Consider the following 16,773-nt stretch of genomic DNA (forward strand, 5'->3'; position numbering starts at 1 on the left):
GAAATTCTTACGGCTCCACCCGCGTCCGAGGTAGATGATAGAGCACGAACAGCAGGACAAATGGCGCCAATTGAACCCTGAAAGCAAGCGCGCCCAATGCGCTTAATAGAGGCAATAGCCAAACGACTGCAATCACAACGGGCTCCCGTTGCCGAAAGCGCCCGGAAAGCAGGTGATGGTCGCCCTCAAACCACAACGCCGCTGCAAATTGCAACATGACCAGGTCATAAACAAAGCTGTACGGCAAAAGCAGCAGAGTACCCAACACCAGCCAGAGAACCCAGTGGCTTTGGCTCTGGCTTCGGCCAGGCCAGCGCAGGATGAGCAAGACGAGGCAAATCGACGCGAACGCAACATGAAACAAATAGGATTGACCGGTCCCAAAATCCCAAAGACGCCCTTGCATGAATGAGCTTGGCATCATCCATTGGACGGGTCCCTCCCACGTTTCAATGACGTGGACTTGCGCCTTTGACGTCACGGCCAGAAACAACTGCCACACCTCAACACCGTAGACAAACACCGTGGCCGCGATTGCACCGACAAGAAAAACCGCACCCCATGCAATCACCTTGAAACGGCGCTGGGCGACCAACATCGGCAGAACGCAAAGACCCAGGTGCGGTTTTACGGCGACCATCGCCCAGATCAAACCAGCGCCAACGCTCCGCTTATTTAGCGTCAATGCGACTGCGGTCGTCATCAGGGATGAGATAAAAAAACCGTTCTGACCCGCAACTATGTTCCAGACGCTGGCAGGCGAGAGGCATATAAACACCCCCCAAAACCATTTGAGCCCACATATACGAGTCGCCACAAAAACGAGGCCCATTCCGGACAATGTCCAGATCAAGTAAGCGGGGAAATAAGAGAAAAGCGCAAGAAACTGCGAAACTGGCCACAATAACGGGGGATAGGACCATCCGTGCACTGGATAGTCCGCTCCATGTAACTTCTTGATCTCCGCCCAATAGTCGTTGGGCTGAAACAGGATATCCCAGCGACCTTCCGAGATGAGTATGCCACCGGTATGGGTGTTCAGAAAATCCCGACCGACAACATGATCGCCAAAGTCATAGCCGTTTTGCGTCGTTACAAAATACAGGACCAACACAGCACAACCGAGCAGGCTGACCAAGGTGAAGAAGAGGTACTTGTTGCACCGAACCATTTCAAACACCGTTCGAACGTATTCTGGAAGAATGGATACCGACTTCAGCCCGAAATGCGACCTATCGTAACGACCAACCCCGCCTTTCAGATGCGGCGCTCAGGTGGGCGTAGCTTCGATTTTCTTGTCAGCCGTTAGATTTCACTGCCGCCAACACATCAGAGATCGCACCCTGAACCTCCTCAATCTCGCCCAGACCATTGATCTTCGAGAGCTGCCCATTGGCATAGTAGTAGCCAATCAGAGGAGAGGTCTTCTTGTAGTATTCCATCAAACGGGTGCGCAGGCTTTCTTCGTTGTCGTCGGCCCGACGTTTGAATTCGTTTTCCTTGCCGCAATTGGTGCAGTGCCCGTCTGCAGGGATGGGTTTGGTCATGTCGTTATAGACCTCACCGCAACCGGCGCATGTCGAGCGGGCCGTGATGCGCTGAACCAGCGCCGCGTCATCAACTTCCATCTCGATCACAACGTCCAGGCTCTCGCCCGTGCTGTTCAGCAACTCACCCAAAGCGTCCGCCTGAGCCAAAGTGCGTGGGAAGCCGTCAAAGATGAACCCACCGCCGGCGCCTTGCTCCAGCTTTTCGCGGATCAGCCCGATCACAATCTCGTCGGTGACGAGTTCGCCTTTGGCCATCACTTCGGCCACGCGCTTGCCCATCTCTGTGCCGCTGTCCTTGGCCTCTCGCAGCATGTCGCCGGTGCTCAGCTGCACCATGTTGCGGGTATCAACCAAGTGCCGCGCTTGCGTGCCTTTGCCTGCCCCTGGGGGGCCCAAAAGTATGATGTTCATCGACGAGAGGGTCCCTTCCTGCCGCGTTTCTTGCTTTTGCCGCGCAGTTGGGACTTTTCGATAAGACCTTCGTATTGATGCGCCAACAGATGGCTCTGAACCTGCTGGATCGTGTCCATGGTCACTGAGACGATAATCAGAACCGAGGTGCCGCCGAAGTAAAACGGAATGGCGAATTGACCGCGCAGGATTTCCGGCAGCAGGCAGACCGCCGCCAGATAGGCCGAGCCCAGAACCAGCACGCGGTTGACCACATATTCCAAATACTCGGCAGTTTTCTTGCCAGGGCGAATGCCGGGAACAAAACCGTTCTGCTTTTTCAGGTTATCTGCAACATCATCCGGCTTGAACGACACGTTGAACGTATAGAAGTACGCAAAGAACACGATCATCGAAGCGAAGAACAGCAGATACAGCGGCTGTCCGGGGCCAAAGTTGGCCAGCAGCCAGGACATCACCGGTCCGTTCGCAGCGCCTGACGAAAAGGTTGAGATCGTCACAGGCAACAGCAGCAACGAACTTGCAAAGATCGCGGGGATAACGCCCGCCGGGTTGACCTTGACTGGCAAGTGGCTCGAACCGCCTTCATAGACCTTCATACCCGCCTGTCGACGCGGATACTGGATATGAACCTTGCGCAATGCACGCTCCATGAACACCACGAAGGTGATCACTGCGATGACCATAATGATAACGCCGACGATCACTGCAGGGCTGATTGCACCTGAACGGCCCGACGCGAAGAACTGCGCCAGAGCGGCAGGAACCTCGGCGATAATGCCGACGAAGATGATCAGAGAGATACCATTGCCGATGCCGCGCGCGGTGATCTGTTCACCCAGCCACATCAGGAACATGGTGCCGCCAACCAACGTAATCATGGTGGACATGCGGAAATAGAGGCCAGGATCGGTTGCCAGATCGCCGGATTCCAGCGAAACCGCCAGACCATAGGCCTGAACCGTGGCCAGCGCCACAGTACCGAAACGGGTATATTGGTTGATCTTCTTGCGGCCCTGCTCGCCCTCTTTCTTGAGTTGTTCAAGCGCGGGAACCATGGATGTCAGCAGCTGCACGATGATCGAGGCCGAAATGTAAGGCATGATGCCAAGGGCAAAGATACCCATCCGACCCAACGCCCCACCGGTAAACATCGAAACCATGCCACCGATGCCCTGCCCCGCTTGTTCCATAAACTCGCGCAGCGCCTGACCATCAATGCCTGGCACCGGAATAAAGGTGCCCAGACGATAGACGATCAGCAAAGCGAGCGTGAACAGGATGCGGTTGCGCAAATCGGTGGCTTTGCCCAAAGCAGCCCAGCTAGTGTTGGCTGCCATTTGTTCAGCTGCTGATACCATAAATCGGTCTCTCTTATGCAAACACCGCCCGGAACCGTTTTCCGGCTCGGGCGGCGTCTTGGAAAACTCTGAGGACTATGTAAGCGGGTCTTGGCCCGCTCACAAGCGCTTACTCTGCCGCAGCAGCTTTTGTGACCGCAAGTGATCCGCCCGCATTCTCGACCGCTTCAACAGCAGCTTTCGAAGCACCGGTGACTTCCAAGTTCACTTTCGCGCTGATTTCGCCTTTGGCCAGAACGCGGATGCCGTCCAGTTTGCGGCGCACCAGGCCAGAAGCAACCAATGCATCCTCGGTGATCGCAGCTTTGGCGTCCAGCTTGCCGGCTTCGACAAATTTCTGGATCAGGCCCAGGTTGATAACAGCAAATTCCTTGCGGTTCGGCTTGTTAAAGCCACGCTTTGGCAGGCGCTGGTACAGTGGCATCTGGCCGCCTTCGTAGCCATTGATGGCCACACCCGAACGGGATTTCTGACCCTTGATACCACGGCCACCCATTTTACCTTTGCCGGAACCGGGTCCGCGGCCAACACGCGTGCGTTGTTTGGTGGCGCCTGGGTTGTCGCGCAATTCATTCAGTTTCATTTCGCTTCTCCTAAGCCGGATGTGACCCCGAAGCGTAATGGGTCAACCACGGCATTTCTTGGTTTTGATTCTCGTGGACACGATGCCACCGGAGCCCGATACAGCCTTGTGCCCATGGTTGCAAGGTTTCTTGTATCGCATGGCTTGGTAGCCGCAATTTTGTGATCAGAACACCTAAACACAAAAGAGGCGCCGTGCGGCGCCTCAAAGTTCGTGAATCAGCCGGGCTGATTTACGCGCAATATGCGTGCTCGCGCGCGATGTCTGCGATGTCGCAACGGCGGACACCGATATCGTCCAGCTCGCGTGTGCTCATACGGTTGAGTTCGGTGTAGGTGCGGGTGTATTCGCTCGCCCGGGCGCGGTTTTCTTTTACGCGCTCGATCAGGTTTGCAAAACGGGCGCTCAGGTTGAAGCCGCCATGTGTCAGTGTTGCTGTGTGTGCCATATCTCTATTCCTTTCGAATGTCGGGGCGTATTCCCCGATGTCACTTGTTTGTTCCTTATTCGGACAAGGCTGAGATAGGCGTGAGAGCTACCGCTAACAACACGCGTTTTGGTCTAACCGGTATGCATGCGGGGAATGGCAGCGCAAACCCCGCCTTGACTAGGAAAGTCTAACGAAACCCGGCGAGCAGGTCGTTGATGCTGTCGATCGCAAAGCCGCTAACGCAAACACCACACAGCGTCAGAGATTGGTGCCATCTGACACCTGAAGCAGCGTCCAATGCTTGGAATGTGCAACGACTTTGGCACCCTCCGACATCCGATCTTCGATTGCGCCCTTTTCATGCTTCGGGCAACCAATGAGAAAATATCCGGCCTCAACCAGATCACTTGTGGCGTTGTTCTTCTTAATCCTCACGCAAACCTCTTCCTGCGTTGGGTAAGGATCGCCGACTTTCAGACCGGATACGAAAGGCTCCGTATAACCTTGTGTCGTGGGTTCAGACTCGTAACCCAGTACGTTTTCAGGTCTGCACGCAGATGCCGCAATGCCAATCATGGCAAAGGACAACATCAAAAATAAATTCTTCAATATCAAATCTCCCTCAACTCATGGCTGAGTATGCATGGGGCAACTCTCGATACAACAGGCGTTTCAGCCATTTCCCCTTGGCCATATCTCCTAACCAAAAAAAACGCCCCCGACGACGTCGAGGGCGTTTCTATTTCTTCAAAGATATCGCGCTTAGCCGCGTTCTTCGATGATCTCTACCAGATGCGGGATCTTGTTGACCATGCCGCGGACCGAAGGCGTATCTTCCAACTCACGGGTTTTGTGCATCTTGTTCAGGCCCAGACCGATCAGGGTTGCGCGCTGTTCGGCGGGGCGGCGGATCGGGGAGCCGATCTGCTTGACGACGATGGTTTTTGCCATAACGTGCTCTCCTTATGCTTCTGCTTCAGCAGCAGCTGGTGCTTCGTCCCGCTTGGGCAGGATGTCAGCAACCTTTTTGCCGCGACGCTGTGCGACCGAACGCGGGCTCTGCTCTTTGGTCAGGCCGTTGATGGTTGCGCGGATCATGTTGTACGGGTTCTGAGAGCCCAGCGACTTGGACACAACGTCCTTGACACCCAGCATTTCGAACACGGCACGCATCGGACCACCGGCGATGATACCGGTACCTTCAGGTGCTGTGCGCATAACCACTTTACCGGCGCCGTGACGGCCTTCCATATCGTGGTGCAGGGTCCGACCTTCGCGCAGCTGCACGCGGATCATCTGACGCTTGGCTTGTTCAGTCGCCTTACGGATGGCCTCGGGTACTTCTTTCGCTTTACCCTTGCCAAAGCCGACGCGGCCCTTCTGGTCGCCGACAACTACCAGAGCGGCGAAGCCAAAGCGCTTACCACCTTTTACGGTTTTCGACACACGGTTGATCGCAACCAGACGATCTGCGAATTCCGGAGTTTCGTCGCGGTCACGACCACGGCCCCGGCGGTTATCACGTTCTGCCATTTTGGCATCCCTTTTCTCTAGTGGCGCCATCAACGCCGTTTGTTCAATCCAAGTGAGCCCCGACTGATGCCGGGGCTCCTGGATCATCGGGGTGGCCGACTGGCCACCCTCAGGTTTTAGATCTTCAGACCACCTTCACGCGCAGCGTCGGCGACAGCCTTCACTTTGCCGTGGAACAGGAAGCCACCACGATCGAAATAGGCCTCTTCGACACCTGCCTTCTTGGCACGTTCGGCGATGGCCACGCCCACTTTGGTGGCCGCTTCGACGTTGTTCTTGCCAACAACACCCAGATCCTTTTCCAGGGTCGAGGCCGAGGCCAGAGTCACGCCGCGTACGTCGTCGATCAGTTGAACAGAAATGTTCTTGTTCGAACGGTGTACGGACAAACGCGGACGACCCGCGTTGACCTTGCGAAGTTTGTTCCGAACGCGCAGGCGGCGCTTCAGAAACAGGGTTCTTTTGCTGTTTGCCATTGTTTGCGTCCTTACTTCTTCTTGCCTTCTTTGCGGAAGATGAACTCACCCTTGTAGCGGATGCCTTTGCCCTTGTAGGGCTCGGGACGGCGCCAGTCGCGGATTTTCGCCGCTACTTCGCCCACCTGCTGCTGGTCGTTTCCTTCCACAATGATCACAGTCTGCTTCGGTGCGGTGATGGTGACACCTTCCGGAGCAACGAAATCAACGTCGTGGCTGTAGCCCAAGTTCAGCTTCAGGGTGTTGCCCTGCATCTGAGCCCGGTAACCAACACCCTGGATCTCCAGCTCTTTCTTGAAGCCTTCGGTCACACCGGCCACCAAGTTGGCGACCATCGTGCGGCTCATGCCCCACTGCTGGCGCGCGCGCTTGGACATACCGCGAGGGTTGATTGTAACCACGTTATCTTCGACCGACAGCGTAACATCGTCGGTCGCGGTGAAACTGCGGGCGCCTTTCGGGCCTTTAACTTCGATGGTCTGGCCGGAAACCGATGCGGTTACACCGCTGGGCAGTTCGACCGGACGTTTACCAATACGAGACATTGACAGACCTCCTTAGAAGACGGTGCAGAGCACTTCGCCACCAACATTGTTGGTGCGTGCGTTCTGGTCCGACATCACACCTTTCGGAGTGCTGACAATCGACACACCCAGACCCTGACGGACCTGCGGGATGTCATTGACGCCCATGTAAACGCGACGACCGGGTTTCGAGACCCGCTTCAGTTCGCGAATAACAGGAGTGCCTTCGTAGTATTTCAGGCTGATTTCGATGGCCGGATGACCGTTGTTGCCGGTCGTCGCTTCATAGCCACGGATGTAACCTTCGTCCGCCAGCACGTCCAGGACCCAACCACGCAGCTTGGAAGCCGGGGTGGATACGGTGGACTTGCCACGCATTTGTGCGTTGCGGATGCGGGTGAGCATATCGCCGATAGGATCGTTCATATCATTCTCTCCCTTACCAGCTCGATTTCACCATGCCGGGGATCTGACCTGCAGAACCCAGCTCGCGCAGCGCAATACGGCTGACCTTCAGCTTACGGTAGTAAGCGTGGGGACGGCCGGTGAGCTGGCAGCGGTTGTGAAGACGGGTTGCCGAGCTGTTGCGCGGCAATTTCGCCAGTTTCAGACGCGCTTTGAAACGCTCTTCCATCGGCTTGCTTTCGTCATTCGCGATCTCTTTGAGCTCGGCACGCTTTGCGGCATATTTGGCCACCAGGCGCTCGCGCTTCTTTTCGCGTTCGATCATTGCTTTTTTAGCCATGTCTTAATCCTCCCGGCGCTCAGGCGTTGAACGGCATGTTGAAAGCTTTCAACAGTGCCTTGCCTTCAGCGTCGGTTTTCGCTGTGGTGGCAATTACGATATCCAGGCCCCAGACCTCATCGACTTTATCGAAGTCGATTTCCGGGAACACGATGTGCTCTTTCATGCCCATGGCAAAGTTGCCCTGACCATCAAAAGACGGCTTCACACCGCGGAAGTCACGAATACGTGGCATCGCGATGGTGATCAGACGATCCAGGAATTCGTACATCCGGTCACCGCGCAGGGTTACCTTGGCACCCAGCGGCATGTCTTCACGGACGCGGAAGCCCGCGATCGACTTTTTCGCCAGTGTCGCAACAGCCTGCTGACCTGCAATCGCCGTCAGATCCGCAACAGCCGCTTTGGCTTTCTTGGAATCACGAACAGCTTCTGCACCACAACCGATGTTCAGAACGATTTTTTCCAGCTTGGGCAGCTGCATGTCGTTCTCGTAGCCGAACTCTTCTTTCAGAGCGGCACGGATAGTTTCAGCGTACTGAGCTTTCAGACGCGGGGTGTAGTTTGCAGTATCAAGCATCGATCACGTCCCCCGTGGTCTTGGCGAAGCGTACCTTCTTGTCGCCTTCCATGCGGAAGCCAACGCGGGTTGCTTTACCGTTTTTGTCCAGCAGAGCCAGGTTCGACAGTTCGATCGGGTTTGCCTGAGGCAGACGACCGCCCTGATTGTTCTGGGTCTGGCGGGTGTGGCGGATCGCGATGTTCACGCCATCAACGACAGCTTTACCGGCAGATGGGTCAACCGAGGTGATAGTCCCCTCTTTACCCTTGTCCTTACCGGCCAGCACGACGACCTTGTCGCCTTTGCGGAGTTTAGCAGCCATGATTACAGCACCTCCGGAGCGAGCGAGATGATTTTCATGAAGTTCTTGCCACGCAATTCGCGAACAACGGGGCCAAAGATACGGGTACCGATCGGCTCGTTGTTGTTGTTCAGGATGACGGCGGCGTTGCGATCAAAACGGATCGCTGTGCCGTCTTCGCGACGGACTTCTTTGGCGGTGCGCACGACGACGGCTTTACGGACGTCACCTTTCTTTACGCGGCCGCGCGGGATGGCTTCCTTCACCGAGACGACGATAACGTCACCTACGGAGGCGTATTTACGCTTGGAACCACCCAGGACCTTGATGCACTGAACTCGGCGTGCGCCGGAGTTGTCAGCGACATCCAGATTGGTCTGCATCTGGATCATGTGGTTTCTCCCGACCTGTGGGGGCTGGTCTGGTTAAATCCCCCAGGGTTTCGACAAATGGAAAAATCCTGAAAGCTTAAGCTTCCAGAACTTCCCAACGTTTCGTCTTCGATTTCGGCGCGCATTCGATGATGCGGACTGTGTCGCCGACCTTGAAGGCGTTCTTTTCATCGTGAGCCCGGTATTTCTTGGACTTACGAATGGTTTTCTTCAGAACCGGATGCGTAAAGCGGCGCTCGACGGAAACGGTTACAGTTTGGGCGTTGGCATCGCTTGTTACGGTGCCGGACAGGATACGCTTGGGCATAGGATTACTCCTCCGATGCCGCAGCAGCGGCCTTTTCGTTCAGAATGGTTTTGACACGGGCAGCATTGCGGCGGGCCGCTTTGATGCCGGCGGTGCTTTCCAGCTGACCGGTTGCCTGTTGAAAGCGCAGGTTAAAGCTTTCTTTCTTCAGGTTGGCCAGTTCCTCGCGGAGCTGGTCCGGGGTCTTGTCACGCAGTTCTTGGGCGTTCATCGCCTTTTTCCTTTGCTCAAAACACCAGAAGGCCCCTTACAGGGTCACCTTTGACCTGGTGGATGAATGATAGACATACGAATCCCCCGACTCGGCCGGGGGACACGCAAGATGCCGCTCTATAGGGGGTTCGGGGATGGGTGGCAAGGGAAAGTTTAGTGCATCGGAATACAGGCAAACTAACTAAGTGAAAGTTATATCTGCTTGCAGGCTTCTATAGCTTGAAACATCACATAAAACGTTGCGCAAAACGTCACCGCCATAACAACAATTTCAGCTGGGGTGATGTTTCGCATTCCGCGCAATCCTACGATCGCCAGAATGCTCTCCCTCACGTTCCATCCCGTTCGATGAAGTAACAGCAAAAACAGCACCAACATGCCTCCCCAAAATACTGGAGCAGCAGTTTCCATGGCCTGACTGACGCATGGGTTTATCCCACTAGTAGTTAAAGCTAACACCGATCAAATCCTTCATAGCGATCTCCATCTGTGTGTTGCCCTGTGGTCAATCGCAATGTTGGCACCATATTCCACAAACGCAAAACGCGGCCTCGTTTACACGAGACCGCGTCTTCAACTGTCAAAGTCTGAGTGACTTACGCCAGAGCGATGTTCACAGCCGACTCACGACCGTCACGGCCGGGCTCGATGTCGAATGTTACTTTCTGGTCGTCGGCCAGGCCGGTCAGACCCGAGCGCTCGACAGCAGAGATGTGTACAAACACGTCTTTGCCACCGGTCTCCGGTGCGATGAAGCCAAAACCTTTAGTTGTGTTGAACCATTTTACGGTGCCATTGGCCATATCCGTAGTCTCCTAATAAGTTGCTGTCCGCGGAATTGCGACAGCGCGGCATTGTCGGTCTGGATCGAGAGACTGAACGCCGAGAATCGGGAGACAGTGGTCGAAAAAGAAAAACGTAAGCGTGCCCCACATCGTTGATGTTGCGACACATTGCAAGGAATATTCGCATATTACTTTGAATCGTGATCGCAATAGGCGATGGCGTTAGTCCCACTTGTAGTTAAAGCTGACGCTGATCCGCTCATCCTCAGCCATATTCATCGGCACCTCGTGACGCAGCCAGCTCTCCCAAAGCAGGACGTCGCCCACCTCGGGTTTCACATAGATGAACGGCTGCATCTCACGTCGCGCTTCTTTCTGCCGCACCGGAGCGGCCATCATGCGGGCTGAACGGGGATCTTCCAACTTCAGCGCGCTGGTGTCCTTTGGCATCGACACATAAGTCGTGCCCGAGATCACGCTGTGCGGGTGGATGTGGCTGGCATGCATCCCGCCCTCGGGCAGAATGTTGATCCACAGATCCTCAAGCTTCAACTCGCCCTCACCCAGATCAAACTCCAGATCCTTGGCAAAGGCGGCAACGTGCTGGTCCAGAACCTTGACCAAATCCGCGAAGATCGGAAACCGCCAGGGCAGATCCGTCAACGAAGCATAGCTTGTGTAGCCGGGATAGCCGTTTTCTTCACACCACTCCTGCCCGGCCTCATCATCTTCGGCAATGACAAGGCATGAGCTCTCGAGCTCTTCCGGGTCGATCTTGGGATCGAATTCGGACAGAGCAGCGCGATAAAGGCGGGTGACAAAAAGTGATTCAATCTTTGGCATAGGCGTCCTCATACCCCAGCTTTTAAGTAGATGCGAGGGCGGGTTATCTTCTCGCCAACTTTCCCCTGCGATGTGGGATTGGTCATCTGCTAGCTTTGATGTGTAGGGGCACGTTAGGCCCAGTTCAAACAGTGAGAGAATCCAAATGTCCATTTTGAAGAGAGGCCTTACCGGTGCGCCGGTAAAACGGCTGCAGGAAAAGCTTGGAGTTGGCGCCGACGGCATATTCGGCTCTGGTACTGAACAAGCGGTTCGGGATTTCCAGAAATCTGCCGGGCTGGCGGTTGATGGCATCGCAGGCCCTGACACGTTTTCAGCGCTCGGGCTGCATGAACTGGTCCTATTGCGTCAGGGCACACGCGGCGTGGCCGTTAAGAAACTCCAAGAAGGCCTCGGGATCGGTGCCGATGGGATATTTGGAGCCGGAACTGCCGCTGCCGTTAAGGAGTTTCAGACTGCAAACGGTCTGGATGCTGACGGCATGGCCGGGCCGGAAACACTGGCCAAAATGGGCAGCTTTGCAGAGATGACTGCCGAGACGGTTCAAATGGCCGCCGTTCAACCGGACGAAGCCCATTTCGAAAGCGAAGCATTGCCAGAATTCAAAGGCAGCACAGCCGTCGCCGGAACAGCAGTCGAAGTCCCAGAGGAAAAATCCGTTTGGGGTAAAGTCAAAGGCTGGTTCTCGTAACCCATAAGGAAAACCCCCGTCGGTATCTCGACGGGGGTTTGAACTTCATCAGACAGGGGTTGCCCCAAGTTTACTTCCATCTTTCTGGTTCGATTCTGAGATCGAATTCTGAAAGGTCCGCGAGATCAGAGACGGGTAATGAAAAACGACTTAGTCCGGGACATGATTTTTGTTCTTCGCCAAAACTGCTACGGTCTACGACAGACAAATTCGCAGCGCCGATTGTGGTCAACAAATCTTCTAGTCGTTTAAGAGCGGTCGCTCAGTTTTCGAACCCTTAGCTCCCATAGCAGTAGCAAAATGAGGATCAATGGCGCCCAGAGTAGATACAGAACCATGTTAAGAAAGATCGTATGGCTATAGGTGTCAGCGACAACTTGTGGAATTGTACTGCACCGGGAATACCAAAAATCGTCGAGCGCACAGTCGGCCTCAAACAACCAACCCAAGTTTAGCACCACACCAAAATAAAGGCCGCCGTAGCGCAAGAACAGCGTCAAGGCCTTGCTGCGTGCAAAGAAACTCAGACCTATCCCGACCAACGGCACCATACCGTAAATTGCAATAACCGCTACGAGTGTACCTAGTGACATACGTTATGCATTCTCGGAAGTATCAGGTCAGTTTTTGAGTAAGCTTTAAGTGGCTACCATCCAAGCGTTTTTCAAACAAAAAAAACCCGCCGGTTTCCCGACGGGGTCAATCTTGTAGCGAACAGGGTTACCCCCAGCTGCTTACCAGTCTTCGCGAACGACGACGCGGGTCTTGATCGGCAGCTTCATCGCGGCCAGACGCAGCGCTTCGCGGGCGATGTCGTCATTGACGCCGTCAATTTCGAACATCACGCGACCGGGCTTGACCTTGCAAGCCCAACGGTCGACCGAGCCCTTACCTTTACCCATACGAACTTCGATCGGCTTTGCAGTGACCGGAGTGTCGGGGAAGATGCGGATCCAGACACGACCTTGACGTTTCATGTGACGCGTCATGGCACGACGTGCGGCTTCGATCTGGCGTGCAGTTACACGCTCAGGTTCGAGAGCTTTCAGACCGTAGGTGCCAAAGTTCAGATCAGAGCCGCCTTTGGCTTCACCCTTGATCCGGCCTTTGTGCATCTTGCGGAATTTAGTACGCTTTGGTTGAAGCATATCTTTCCCTCCTTAGCGACGACCGCCACCAGCACCACGAGGTGCAGGGCCGTCCTGGAGTTCCTGTGCTTTACGGTCACGTGCCTGCGGATCGTGCTCCATGATCTCACCTTTGAAGATCCAGACCTTGATCCCGATGATCCCATAAGGAGTCATCGCTTCGGCTTGTGCGTAATCGATGTCGGCGCGCAGCGTGTGCAGAGGCACACGGCCTTCGCGGTACCACTCGGTCCGTGCGATTTCAGCGCCACCCAGACGGCCAGCGACGTTCACCCGGATACCCAGAGATCCCATGCGCATAGCGTTCTGAACAGACCGCTTCATCGCGCGACGGAACGAAACCCGGCGCTCCAGCTGCTGAGCGATGGACTCGGCAACCAGCTGTGCGTCAAGCTCGGGCTTGCGCACTTCGACGATGTTCAGGTGCAGTTCGCTGTCTGTCATCAGGGCGATTTTCTTGCGCAGTACTTCAATGTCTGCGCCTTTCTTGCCGATGATGACACCCGGACGTGCTGTGTGGATCGTGACGCGGCACTTTTTGTGCGGACGTTCGATAATCACACGGGCGATGCCGGCTTGCTTGCACTCTTTGTTGATGAACTCACGGATCTTCAGATCTTCCAGCAGAAGATCACCGTAGTCCTTGGTATCTGCATACCAGCGGCTGTCCCAGGTGCGGTTCACCTGAAGGCGCATGCCGATCGGATTGACTTTATGTCCCATTAGGCTTGCTCCTCAACTTGACGCACCTTGATGGTGATCTCCGAGAACGGCTTCATAATCTTGCCGAACCGACCACGTGCACGCGGGCGACCGCGCTTCATGACCAAGTTCTTGCCAACCCATGCTTCGGCAACGATCAGCTCGTCGACGTCCAGGTTGTGGTTGTTCTCGGCGTTGGCGATTGCGGACTGAAGGCATTTCTTCACATCCTGCGCGATCCGCTTGTTCGAGAACGTCAGGTCGGTCAACGCCTTCTCGACTTTCTTGCCACGGATCATCTGTGCAACCAGGTTCAGTTTTTGCGGGCTGGTACGGAGCATGCGCGTTTTCGCCATTGCTTCGTTTTCGGCCACGCGGCGGGGGTTCTTTTCCTTGCCCATGACTTACTTCCGTTTCGCTTTTTTGTCAGCGGCGTGACCGTAATAAGTCCGAGTTGGCGAGTACTCACCGAACTTCTGACCGATCATGTCTTCCGAGACGTTGACGGGGATATGCTTGTGGCCGTTGTACACACCAAAAGTCAGACCCACGAACTGGGGCAGAATGGTGGAACGACGCGACCAGATTTTGATAACTTCGTTGCGGCCCGACTCGCGCGCTGCTTCGGCTTTTTTCAGCACATAAGCATCGACGAAAGGACCCTTCCAAACAGAGCGAGACATAGATTAACGTCCCTTCTTCTTGGCGTGCCGCGAGCGGATGATCAGCTTCTGGGACGCTTTGTTTTTGTTGCGGGTACGCTTACCCTTGGTGTCCTTACCCCAAGGCGTAACCGGCGTACGGCCACCCGAGGTCCGACCTTCACCGCCACCGTGCGGGTGATCGATCGGGTTCATGGCAACACCACGAACCGACGGACGCACGCCCTTGTGGCGCATACGACCGGCTTTACCGAGGTTCTGGTTGCTGTTGTCGGGGTTGGACACGGCACCGATGGTGGCCATGCATTCCTGACGGACCATGCGCAGCTCGCCCGAGCTCAGACGGATCTGAGCGTAGCCGCCATCACGGCCAACGAACTGAGCGTAAGTACCAGCCGCACGTGCGATCTGACCGCCTTTGCCAGGCTTCATCTCGATGTTGTGGACGATGGTACCGATTGGCATGCCCGAGAACGGCATTGCGTTGCCCGGCTTGATGTCGGCCTTGGCGGATGCCACGACTTTGTCACCAACAGCCAGACGCTGCGGAGCCAGGATATATGCCTGCTCGCCGTCTTCGTATTTTACCAGTGCGATGAATGCGGTCCGGTTCGGGTCATATTCGATCCGTTCAACGGTTGCCGCGACATCAAATTTGTTCCGTTTGAAGTCAACGATCCGGTAGAGACGCTTTGCGCCACCGCCGCGGCGGCGTGAAGTGATCCGTCCGGTGTTGTTCCGGCCGCCCGATTTGGTCAAACCCTCAGTGAGAGACTTGACCGGACGTCCTTTCCAAAGCTCCGAACGGTCGATCAGCACCAGCCCGCGCTGGCCCGGCGTCGTCGGCTTGTACGACTTGAGTGCCATGCTTTCTGTCTTCCGTTTAGCAAGTGCGGGGTCATCCCCGCTATGTGATAGGCCCCCGTAGGTGCCAAGGGTATAGGGCCCCGAAGGTCCCCGGTTTCAAATATCATAAGCCCCGGAACGAATCCGAGGCCGTAAGATTGGGTGCATATAGCTGTGTTGGGGATGGGTGTCTATAGGTAATAGCAGAGGTACTTTGGGCGGCTCTTAACGAATGCCTCAAGTAGACATATATGTCTCTCAAACGCATGACCACTTATCAAGTCAGCGGTTAGTTGTAGTTGGCTAGAGAAATAAGCTCGTCCGTTGCCTGAATAGGTCCCTTTTCGTACAACTTCGACACCTCTTCCAACTTCATTATTTCAGCTTGGGGCAACTCGACTGAGATATTGAAGTCATCTTTTAATTTTGCTTGAGCGGTTTGAGCCCAGTTCAGAACATAGAGCCCACATCACCATTCTCAGAGATTTTGGAAAGCCCTCTCAAATCAACTTGAATCTCTGTTAACTGTTTATGCTTTTCCCTATGACCTTCAATATCTGTAATCGGCGATCCGAATTCTTTTCCGATCGCGTCCCTTGCTTGGCTATGACCTTTCAAAATTGGCTCGCGAACCACCTTGTAAAGCTGTGCAACGATATCGAACAGAAAGATGCTATCCATCTTTTACTTCAGATCAGAAAAGTCAATCTTTTGCCCAAGTTCGTTATGCTTACTAACGAGGTCATCATAGAGTGCCCAATTGTCTTGCCACTTTGAACCATCGGAAAGCCTCCCTTGCAGTACACGCTGCAATACAACTTCTCTCGTGTAGACAGAGACAACCGACTTTAAACGGTCAATAAGCTGTTCCGCTTCTTTTTGCTTGTCCTCCCAAAGCTCAGCTTCAAATCCCAGTCCCTTGAAGCGTTTAAACCTCGCTATGTTTGAATAGATAAAGCTAAAAAAGGCCATCGCGAAAGTGGCCGACGCCCCCGCCAGATCTTCCGCCCAGAGACGGCTAAAGCTAAAGAAAAGCAACACTAGGCCAACGAGACCGAAGAACAGTTGCTCCCATTTGTCTCTCACCAAAGACAGGTCCGATCAGAGGCAGGTGGTCACGTCGACAATGCTCCCCTCTTCCAGGGTTACATGCTTTCTTAACATCTTTCCGCTTGCCCAACCGGCCCCGCACGATCACTTCTTGTCGCGCGCGGCTTTCTCTTCTTTGGTCAGTTTGGCGTTCCAAACATTCTTGCTCAGACCAAGCTCAGCGGGCGCGGGTTTGGTCTTGCCGACGCTGACTTTGCCTCCTTTATTCAGGAACTCCTGAATAAGGGCTTCATCCGTCGTTTCTTTGGGGACATGTTTCATGAGGGTGACCCTATCCGCATCCCGCGCCCGGGGCAACGGCGGCAGCGCGGGCATTGCCGCAGCGCCTCAGGCACCCGAGTTAATCATGTCGCGGATCTTCACCGCCTTCTCGAAATGATCCAGCTTGTGCTTTTTGATCCACCACTCCGCTGCTTCCATAAGCAATTCTGGATCATCGTTCTTATTGGCAAAAAACGCGCAGAACGACAGGCCAACGGCCTCAGCTTTCTTGGCAATCTTTTCGTTGCAGACTGCGGTGGCCTTGGCTCTCAGACTTGATCTCAATGTGGTCGCTCCGTCGTTGCCCTTAGGCCAGTAGCACACCGCTTGAGTGATT

General features: G+C 54.9%; 31 protein-coding genes. 1 reads left to right on the forward strand and 30 read right to left on the reverse strand.

The genetic code is table 11. From position 1 onward, the window contains the following. Positions 1–7 precede the first annotated feature (7 nt). The 20 genes from D9K61_RS14380 to D9K61_RS14475 all read right to left on the reverse strand — a co-directional run bounded on the left by D9K61_RS14380 (position 8) and on the right by D9K61_RS14475 (position 11,016). Positions 8–1,171: a glycosyltransferase family 87 protein gene (locus D9K61_RS14380; protein WP_120633901.1), complete on the reverse strand. Its 1,164-nt coding sequence runs from the start codon at positions 1,169–1,171 to the stop codon at positions 8–10. A 127-nt stretch (positions 1,172–1,298) separates the two neighbouring features. Then, positions 1,299–1,961 (reverse strand): adenylate kinase, encoded by a 663-nt coding sequence (locus D9K61_RS14385; protein ID WP_120633902.1) that lies wholly within the window; start codon positions 1,959–1,961, stop codon positions 1,299–1,301. Beyond that, the gene (secY, locus tag D9K61_RS14390) at positions 1,958–3,322 is read right to left on the reverse strand and encodes a preprotein translocase subunit SecY (RefSeq protein WP_120633903.1); all 1,365 of its coding nucleotides are present in this window, start codon (positions 3,320–3,322) and stop codon (positions 1,958–1,960) included. Before secY ends, D9K61_RS14385 begins: the two co-directional genes overlap by 4 nt. Positions 3,323–3,431: 109 nt before the next feature. Next, positions 3,432–3,905, reverse strand: a complete 474-nt coding sequence (gene rplO / locus D9K61_RS14395; RefSeq protein ID WP_120633904.1) for a 50S ribosomal protein L15 — start codon at positions 3,903–3,905, stop codon at positions 3,432–3,434. Between the two features lie 232 nt (positions 3,906–4,137). Beyond that, positions 4,138–4,353, reverse strand: coding sequence for a DUF1127 domain-containing protein (locus D9K61_RS14400; RefSeq protein ID WP_120633905.1), 216 nt, complete (start codon positions 4,351–4,353; stop codon positions 4,138–4,140). 240 nt (positions 4,354–4,593) lie between these two features. Beyond that, positions 4,594–4,944 carry a hypothetical protein gene (locus tag D9K61_RS14405; protein ID WP_162946907.1) on the reverse strand — a complete coding sequence of 117 codons (351 nt, stop codon included), beginning with the start codon at positions 4,942–4,944 and terminating at the stop codon, positions 4,594–4,596. A gap of 153 nt (positions 4,945–5,097) precedes the next feature. Beyond that, positions 5,098–5,286 carry a 50S ribosomal protein L30 gene (gene rpmD / locus D9K61_RS14410; protein WP_008757946.1) on the reverse strand — a complete coding sequence of 63 codons (189 nt, stop codon included), beginning with the start codon at positions 5,284–5,286 and terminating at the stop codon, positions 5,098–5,100. A 12-nt stretch (positions 5,287–5,298) separates the two neighbouring features. After that, on the reverse strand, positions 5,299–5,868 hold the full coding sequence (rpsE, locus tag D9K61_RS14415) for a 30S ribosomal protein S5 (protein ID WP_120633993.1): 570 nt from the start codon (positions 5,866–5,868) through the stop codon (positions 5,299–5,301). 116 nt (positions 5,869–5,984) lie between these two features. Beyond that, a complete protein-coding gene (gene rplR, locus D9K61_RS14420; RefSeq protein ID WP_120633907.1) occupies positions 5,985–6,344 on the reverse strand; it encodes a 50S ribosomal protein L18 in 360 nt (119 codons plus the stop codon). A gap of 11 nt (positions 6,345–6,355) precedes the next feature. Further along, a complete protein-coding gene (gene rplF, locus D9K61_RS14425; protein ID WP_120633908.1) occupies positions 6,356–6,889 on the reverse strand; it encodes a 50S ribosomal protein L6 in 534 nt (177 codons plus the stop codon). Positions 6,890–6,901: 12 nt separating this feature from the next. Continuing rightward, a complete protein-coding gene (rpsH, locus tag D9K61_RS14430; RefSeq protein ID WP_120633909.1) occupies positions 6,902–7,294 on the reverse strand; it encodes a 30S ribosomal protein S8 in 393 nt (130 codons plus the stop codon). A 13-nt stretch (positions 7,295–7,307) separates the two neighbouring features. Further along, the gene (gene rpsN / locus D9K61_RS14435; RefSeq protein ID WP_010437098.1) at positions 7,308–7,613 is read right to left on the reverse strand and encodes a 30S ribosomal protein S14; all 306 of its coding nucleotides are present in this window, start codon (positions 7,611–7,613) and stop codon (positions 7,308–7,310) included. A gap of 19 nt (positions 7,614–7,632) precedes the next feature. Further along, the gene (rplE, locus tag D9K61_RS14440; RefSeq protein WP_120633910.1) at positions 7,633–8,193 is read right to left on the reverse strand and encodes a 50S ribosomal protein L5; all 561 of its coding nucleotides are present in this window, start codon (positions 8,191–8,193) and stop codon (positions 7,633–7,635) included. Further along, complete coding sequence (rplX, locus tag D9K61_RS14445; RefSeq protein WP_120633911.1) at positions 8,186–8,497, reverse strand: 50S ribosomal protein L24; 312 nt, start codon at positions 8,495–8,497, stop codon at positions 8,186–8,188. The genes rplE and rplX overlap by 8 nt, the downstream gene beginning before the upstream one ends. A gap of 2 nt (positions 8,498–8,499) precedes the next feature. Then, positions 8,500–8,868, reverse strand: a complete 369-nt coding sequence (gene rplN / locus D9K61_RS14450; RefSeq protein ID WP_068340767.1) for a 50S ribosomal protein L14 — start codon at positions 8,866–8,868, stop codon at positions 8,500–8,502. 76 nt (positions 8,869–8,944) lie between these two features. Further along, entirely contained in the window at positions 8,945–9,175 is a 231-nt protein-coding gene (rpsQ, locus tag D9K61_RS14455) for a 30S ribosomal protein S17 (protein WP_037311742.1), read from the reverse strand. A gap of 4 nt (positions 9,176–9,179) precedes the next feature. After that, on the reverse strand, positions 9,180–9,386 hold the full coding sequence (rpmC, locus tag D9K61_RS14460) for a 50S ribosomal protein L29 (protein ID WP_037311745.1): 207 nt from the start codon (positions 9,384–9,386) through the stop codon (positions 9,180–9,182). Between the two features lie 194 nt (positions 9,387–9,580). Beyond that, positions 9,581–9,799: a hypothetical protein gene (locus D9K61_RS14465; protein WP_162946908.1), complete on the reverse strand. Its 219-nt coding sequence runs from the start codon at positions 9,797–9,799 to the stop codon at positions 9,581–9,583. Between the two features lie 185 nt (positions 9,800–9,984). Then, entirely contained in the window at positions 9,985–10,191 is a 207-nt protein-coding gene (locus D9K61_RS14470; RefSeq protein ID WP_010437077.1) for a cold-shock protein, read from the reverse strand. 204 nt (positions 10,192–10,395) lie between these two features. Further along, positions 10,396–11,016, reverse strand: a complete 621-nt coding sequence (locus D9K61_RS14475) for a 2OG-Fe(II) oxygenase family protein (protein ID WP_120633913.1) — start codon at positions 11,014–11,016, stop codon at positions 10,396–10,398. 145 nt (positions 11,017–11,161) lie between these two features. On the opposite strand from D9K61_RS14475, the gene D9K61_RS14480 reads away from it, so the two are divergent. Then, a complete protein-coding gene (locus D9K61_RS14480) occupies positions 11,162–11,707 on the forward strand; it encodes a peptidoglycan-binding protein (protein ID WP_120633914.1) in 546 nt (181 codons plus the stop codon). A 248-nt stretch (positions 11,708–11,955) separates the two neighbouring features. On the opposite strand, the gene D9K61_RS14485 is transcribed toward D9K61_RS14480, so the two are convergent. The 10 genes from D9K61_RS14485 to D9K61_RS14525 form a co-directional block, all read right to left on the reverse strand. Beyond that, complete coding sequence (locus D9K61_RS14485) at positions 11,956–12,300, reverse strand: hypothetical protein (RefSeq protein WP_162946909.1); 345 nt, start codon at positions 12,298–12,300, stop codon at positions 11,956–11,958. A 141-nt stretch (positions 12,301–12,441) separates the two neighbouring features. Then, entirely contained in the window at positions 12,442–12,855 is a 414-nt protein-coding gene (gene rplP / locus D9K61_RS14490; RefSeq protein WP_085823145.1) for a 50S ribosomal protein L16, read from the reverse strand. Positions 12,856–12,867: 12 nt separating this feature from the next. Continuing rightward, positions 12,868–13,578: a 30S ribosomal protein S3 gene (rpsC, locus tag D9K61_RS14495; RefSeq protein WP_037311761.1), complete on the reverse strand. Its 711-nt coding sequence runs from the start codon at positions 13,576–13,578 to the stop codon at positions 12,868–12,870. After that, a complete protein-coding gene (gene rplV, locus D9K61_RS14500) occupies positions 13,578–13,958 on the reverse strand; it encodes a 50S ribosomal protein L22 (protein ID WP_120633916.1) in 381 nt (126 codons plus the stop codon). The genes rpsC and rplV overlap by 1 nt, the downstream gene beginning before the upstream one ends. Positions 13,959–13,961: 3 nt before the next feature. Beyond that, the gene (gene rpsS / locus D9K61_RS14505; protein ID WP_010437056.1) at positions 13,962–14,240 is read right to left on the reverse strand and encodes a 30S ribosomal protein S19; all 279 of its coding nucleotides are present in this window, start codon (positions 14,238–14,240) and stop codon (positions 13,962–13,964) included. A 3-nt stretch (positions 14,241–14,243) separates the two neighbouring features. Next, complete coding sequence (gene rplB / locus D9K61_RS14510; RefSeq protein WP_120633917.1) at positions 14,244–15,086, reverse strand: 50S ribosomal protein L2; 843 nt, start codon at positions 15,084–15,086, stop codon at positions 14,244–14,246. 429 nt (positions 15,087–15,515) lie between these two features. Next, positions 15,516–15,746, reverse strand: coding sequence for a hypothetical protein (locus D9K61_RS14515; RefSeq protein ID WP_120633918.1), 231 nt, complete (start codon positions 15,744–15,746; stop codon positions 15,516–15,518). Positions 15,747–15,749: 3 nt separating this feature from the next. Further along, the gene (locus D9K61_RS14520; protein WP_162946910.1) at positions 15,750–16,151 is read right to left on the reverse strand and encodes a hypothetical protein; all 402 of its coding nucleotides are present in this window, start codon (positions 16,149–16,151) and stop codon (positions 15,750–15,752) included. A 108-nt stretch (positions 16,152–16,259) separates the two neighbouring features. Then, positions 16,260–16,436: a hypothetical protein gene (locus tag D9K61_RS26990; protein ID WP_162946911.1), complete on the reverse strand. Its 177-nt coding sequence runs from the start codon at positions 16,434–16,436 to the stop codon at positions 16,260–16,262. 66 nt (positions 16,437–16,502) lie between these two features. After that, positions 16,503–16,721, reverse strand: coding sequence for a DUF6500 family protein (locus D9K61_RS14525; protein WP_120633994.1), 219 nt, complete (start codon positions 16,719–16,721; stop codon positions 16,503–16,505). Positions 16,722–16,773 lie beyond the last annotated feature (52 nt).

The sequence above is a fragment of the Ruegeria sp. EL01 genome, from assembly GCF_900313035.1.
In the GTDB taxonomy this organism is placed as follows: domain Bacteria; phylum Pseudomonadota; class Alphaproteobacteria; order Rhodobacterales; family Rhodobacteraceae; genus Ruegeria.

Excerpts from the sequence above, each read along its gene's own strand:
- D9K61_RS14515 (WP_120633918.1), bottom strand. The coding sequence starts at position 15,746 with ATGGATAGCATCTTTCTGTTCGATATCGTTGCACAGCTTTACAAGGTG.
- D9K61_RS14485 (WP_162946909.1), bottom strand. The coding sequence starts at position 12,300 with ATGTCACTAGGTACACTCGTAGCGGTTATTGCAATTTACGGTATGGTG.
- D9K61_RS14400 (WP_120633905.1), bottom strand. The coding sequence starts at position 4,353 with ATGGCACACACAGCAACACTGACACATGGCGGCTTCAACCTGAGCGCC.
- rpsQ (WP_037311742.1), bottom strand. The coding sequence starts at position 9,175 with ATGCCCAAGCGTATCCTGTCCGGCACCGTAACAAGCGATGCCAACGCC.
- rpsS (WP_010437056.1), bottom strand. The coding sequence starts at position 14,240 with ATGTCTCGCTCTGTTTGGAAGGGTCCTTTCGTCGATGCTTATGTGCTG.
- rplB (WP_120633917.1), bottom strand. The coding sequence starts at position 15,086 with ATGGCACTCAAGTCGTACAAGCCGACGACGCCGGGCCAGCGCGGGCTG.
- rplX (WP_120633911.1), bottom strand. The coding sequence starts at position 8,497 with ATGGCTGCTAAACTCCGCAAAGGCGACAAGGTCGTCGTGCTGGCCGGT.
- rplP (WP_085823145.1), bottom strand. The coding sequence starts at position 12,855 with ATGCTTCAACCAAAGCGTACTAAATTCCGCAAGATGCACAAAGGCCGG.
- rplN (WP_068340767.1), bottom strand. The coding sequence starts at position 8,868 with ATGATCCAGATGCAGACCAATCTGGATGTCGCTGACAACTCCGGCGCA.
- D9K61_RS14475 (WP_120633913.1), bottom strand. The coding sequence starts at position 11,016 with ATGCCAAAGATTGAATCACTTTTTGTCACCCGCCTTTATCGCGCTGCT.
- rpmC (WP_037311745.1), bottom strand. The coding sequence starts at position 9,386 with ATGAACGCCCAAGAACTGCGTGACAAGACCCCGGACCAGCTCCGCGAG.
- D9K61_RS14480 (WP_120633914.1), top strand. The coding sequence starts at position 11,162 with ATGTCCATTTTGAAGAGAGGCCTTACCGGTGCGCCGGTAAAACGGCTG.
- rpmD (WP_008757946.1), bottom strand. The coding sequence starts at position 5,286 with ATGGCAAAAACCATCGTCGTCAAGCAGATCGGCTCCCCGATCCGCCGC.
- D9K61_RS14465 (WP_162946908.1), bottom strand. The coding sequence starts at position 9,799 with ATGGAAACTGCTGCTCCAGTATTTTGGGGAGGCATGTTGGTGCTGTTT.
- rplV (WP_120633916.1), bottom strand. The coding sequence starts at position 13,958 with ATGGGCAAGGAAAAGAACCCCCGCCGCGTGGCCGAAAACGAAGCAATG.
- D9K61_RS14385 (WP_120633902.1), bottom strand. The coding sequence starts at position 1,961 with ATGAACATCATACTTTTGGGCCCCCCAGGGGCAGGCAAAGGCACGCAA.
- rpsC (WP_037311761.1), bottom strand. The coding sequence starts at position 13,578 with ATGGGACATAAAGTCAATCCGATCGGCATGCGCCTTCAGGTGAACCGC.
- rplE (WP_120633910.1), bottom strand. The coding sequence starts at position 8,193 with ATGCTTGATACTGCAAACTACACCCCGCGTCTGAAAGCTCAGTACGCT.
- rplO (WP_120633904.1), bottom strand. The coding sequence starts at position 3,905 with ATGAAACTGAATGAATTGCGCGACAACCCAGGCGCCACCAAACAACGC.
- rplF (WP_120633908.1), bottom strand. The coding sequence starts at position 6,889 with ATGTCTCGTATTGGTAAACGTCCGGTCGAACTGCCCAGCGGTGTAACC.
- D9K61_RS14470 (WP_010437077.1), bottom strand. The coding sequence starts at position 10,191 with ATGGCCAATGGCACCGTAAAATGGTTCAACACAACTAAAGGTTTTGGC.
- rplR (WP_120633907.1), bottom strand. The coding sequence starts at position 6,344 with ATGGCAAACAGCAAAAGAACCCTGTTTCTGAAGCGCCGCCTGCGCGTT.
- D9K61_RS14380 (WP_120633901.1), bottom strand. The coding sequence starts at position 1,171 with ATGGTTCGGTGCAACAAGTACCTCTTCTTCACCTTGGTCAGCCTGCTC.
- D9K61_RS26990 (WP_162946911.1), bottom strand. The coding sequence starts at position 16,436 with ATGAAACATGTCCCCAAAGAAACGACGGATGAAGCCCTTATTCAGGAG.
- rpsE (WP_120633993.1), bottom strand. The coding sequence starts at position 5,868 with ATGGCAGAACGTGATAACCGCCGGGGCCGTGGTCGTGACCGCGACGAA.
- rpsH (WP_120633909.1), bottom strand. The coding sequence starts at position 7,294 with ATGAACGATCCTATCGGCGATATGCTCACCCGCATCCGCAACGCACAA.
- secY (WP_120633903.1), bottom strand. The coding sequence starts at position 3,322 with ATGGTATCAGCAGCTGAACAAATGGCAGCCAACACTAGCTGGGCTGCT.
- rpsN (WP_010437098.1), bottom strand. The coding sequence starts at position 7,613 with ATGGCTAAAAAAGCAATGATCGAACGCGAAAAGAAGCGCGAGCGCCTG.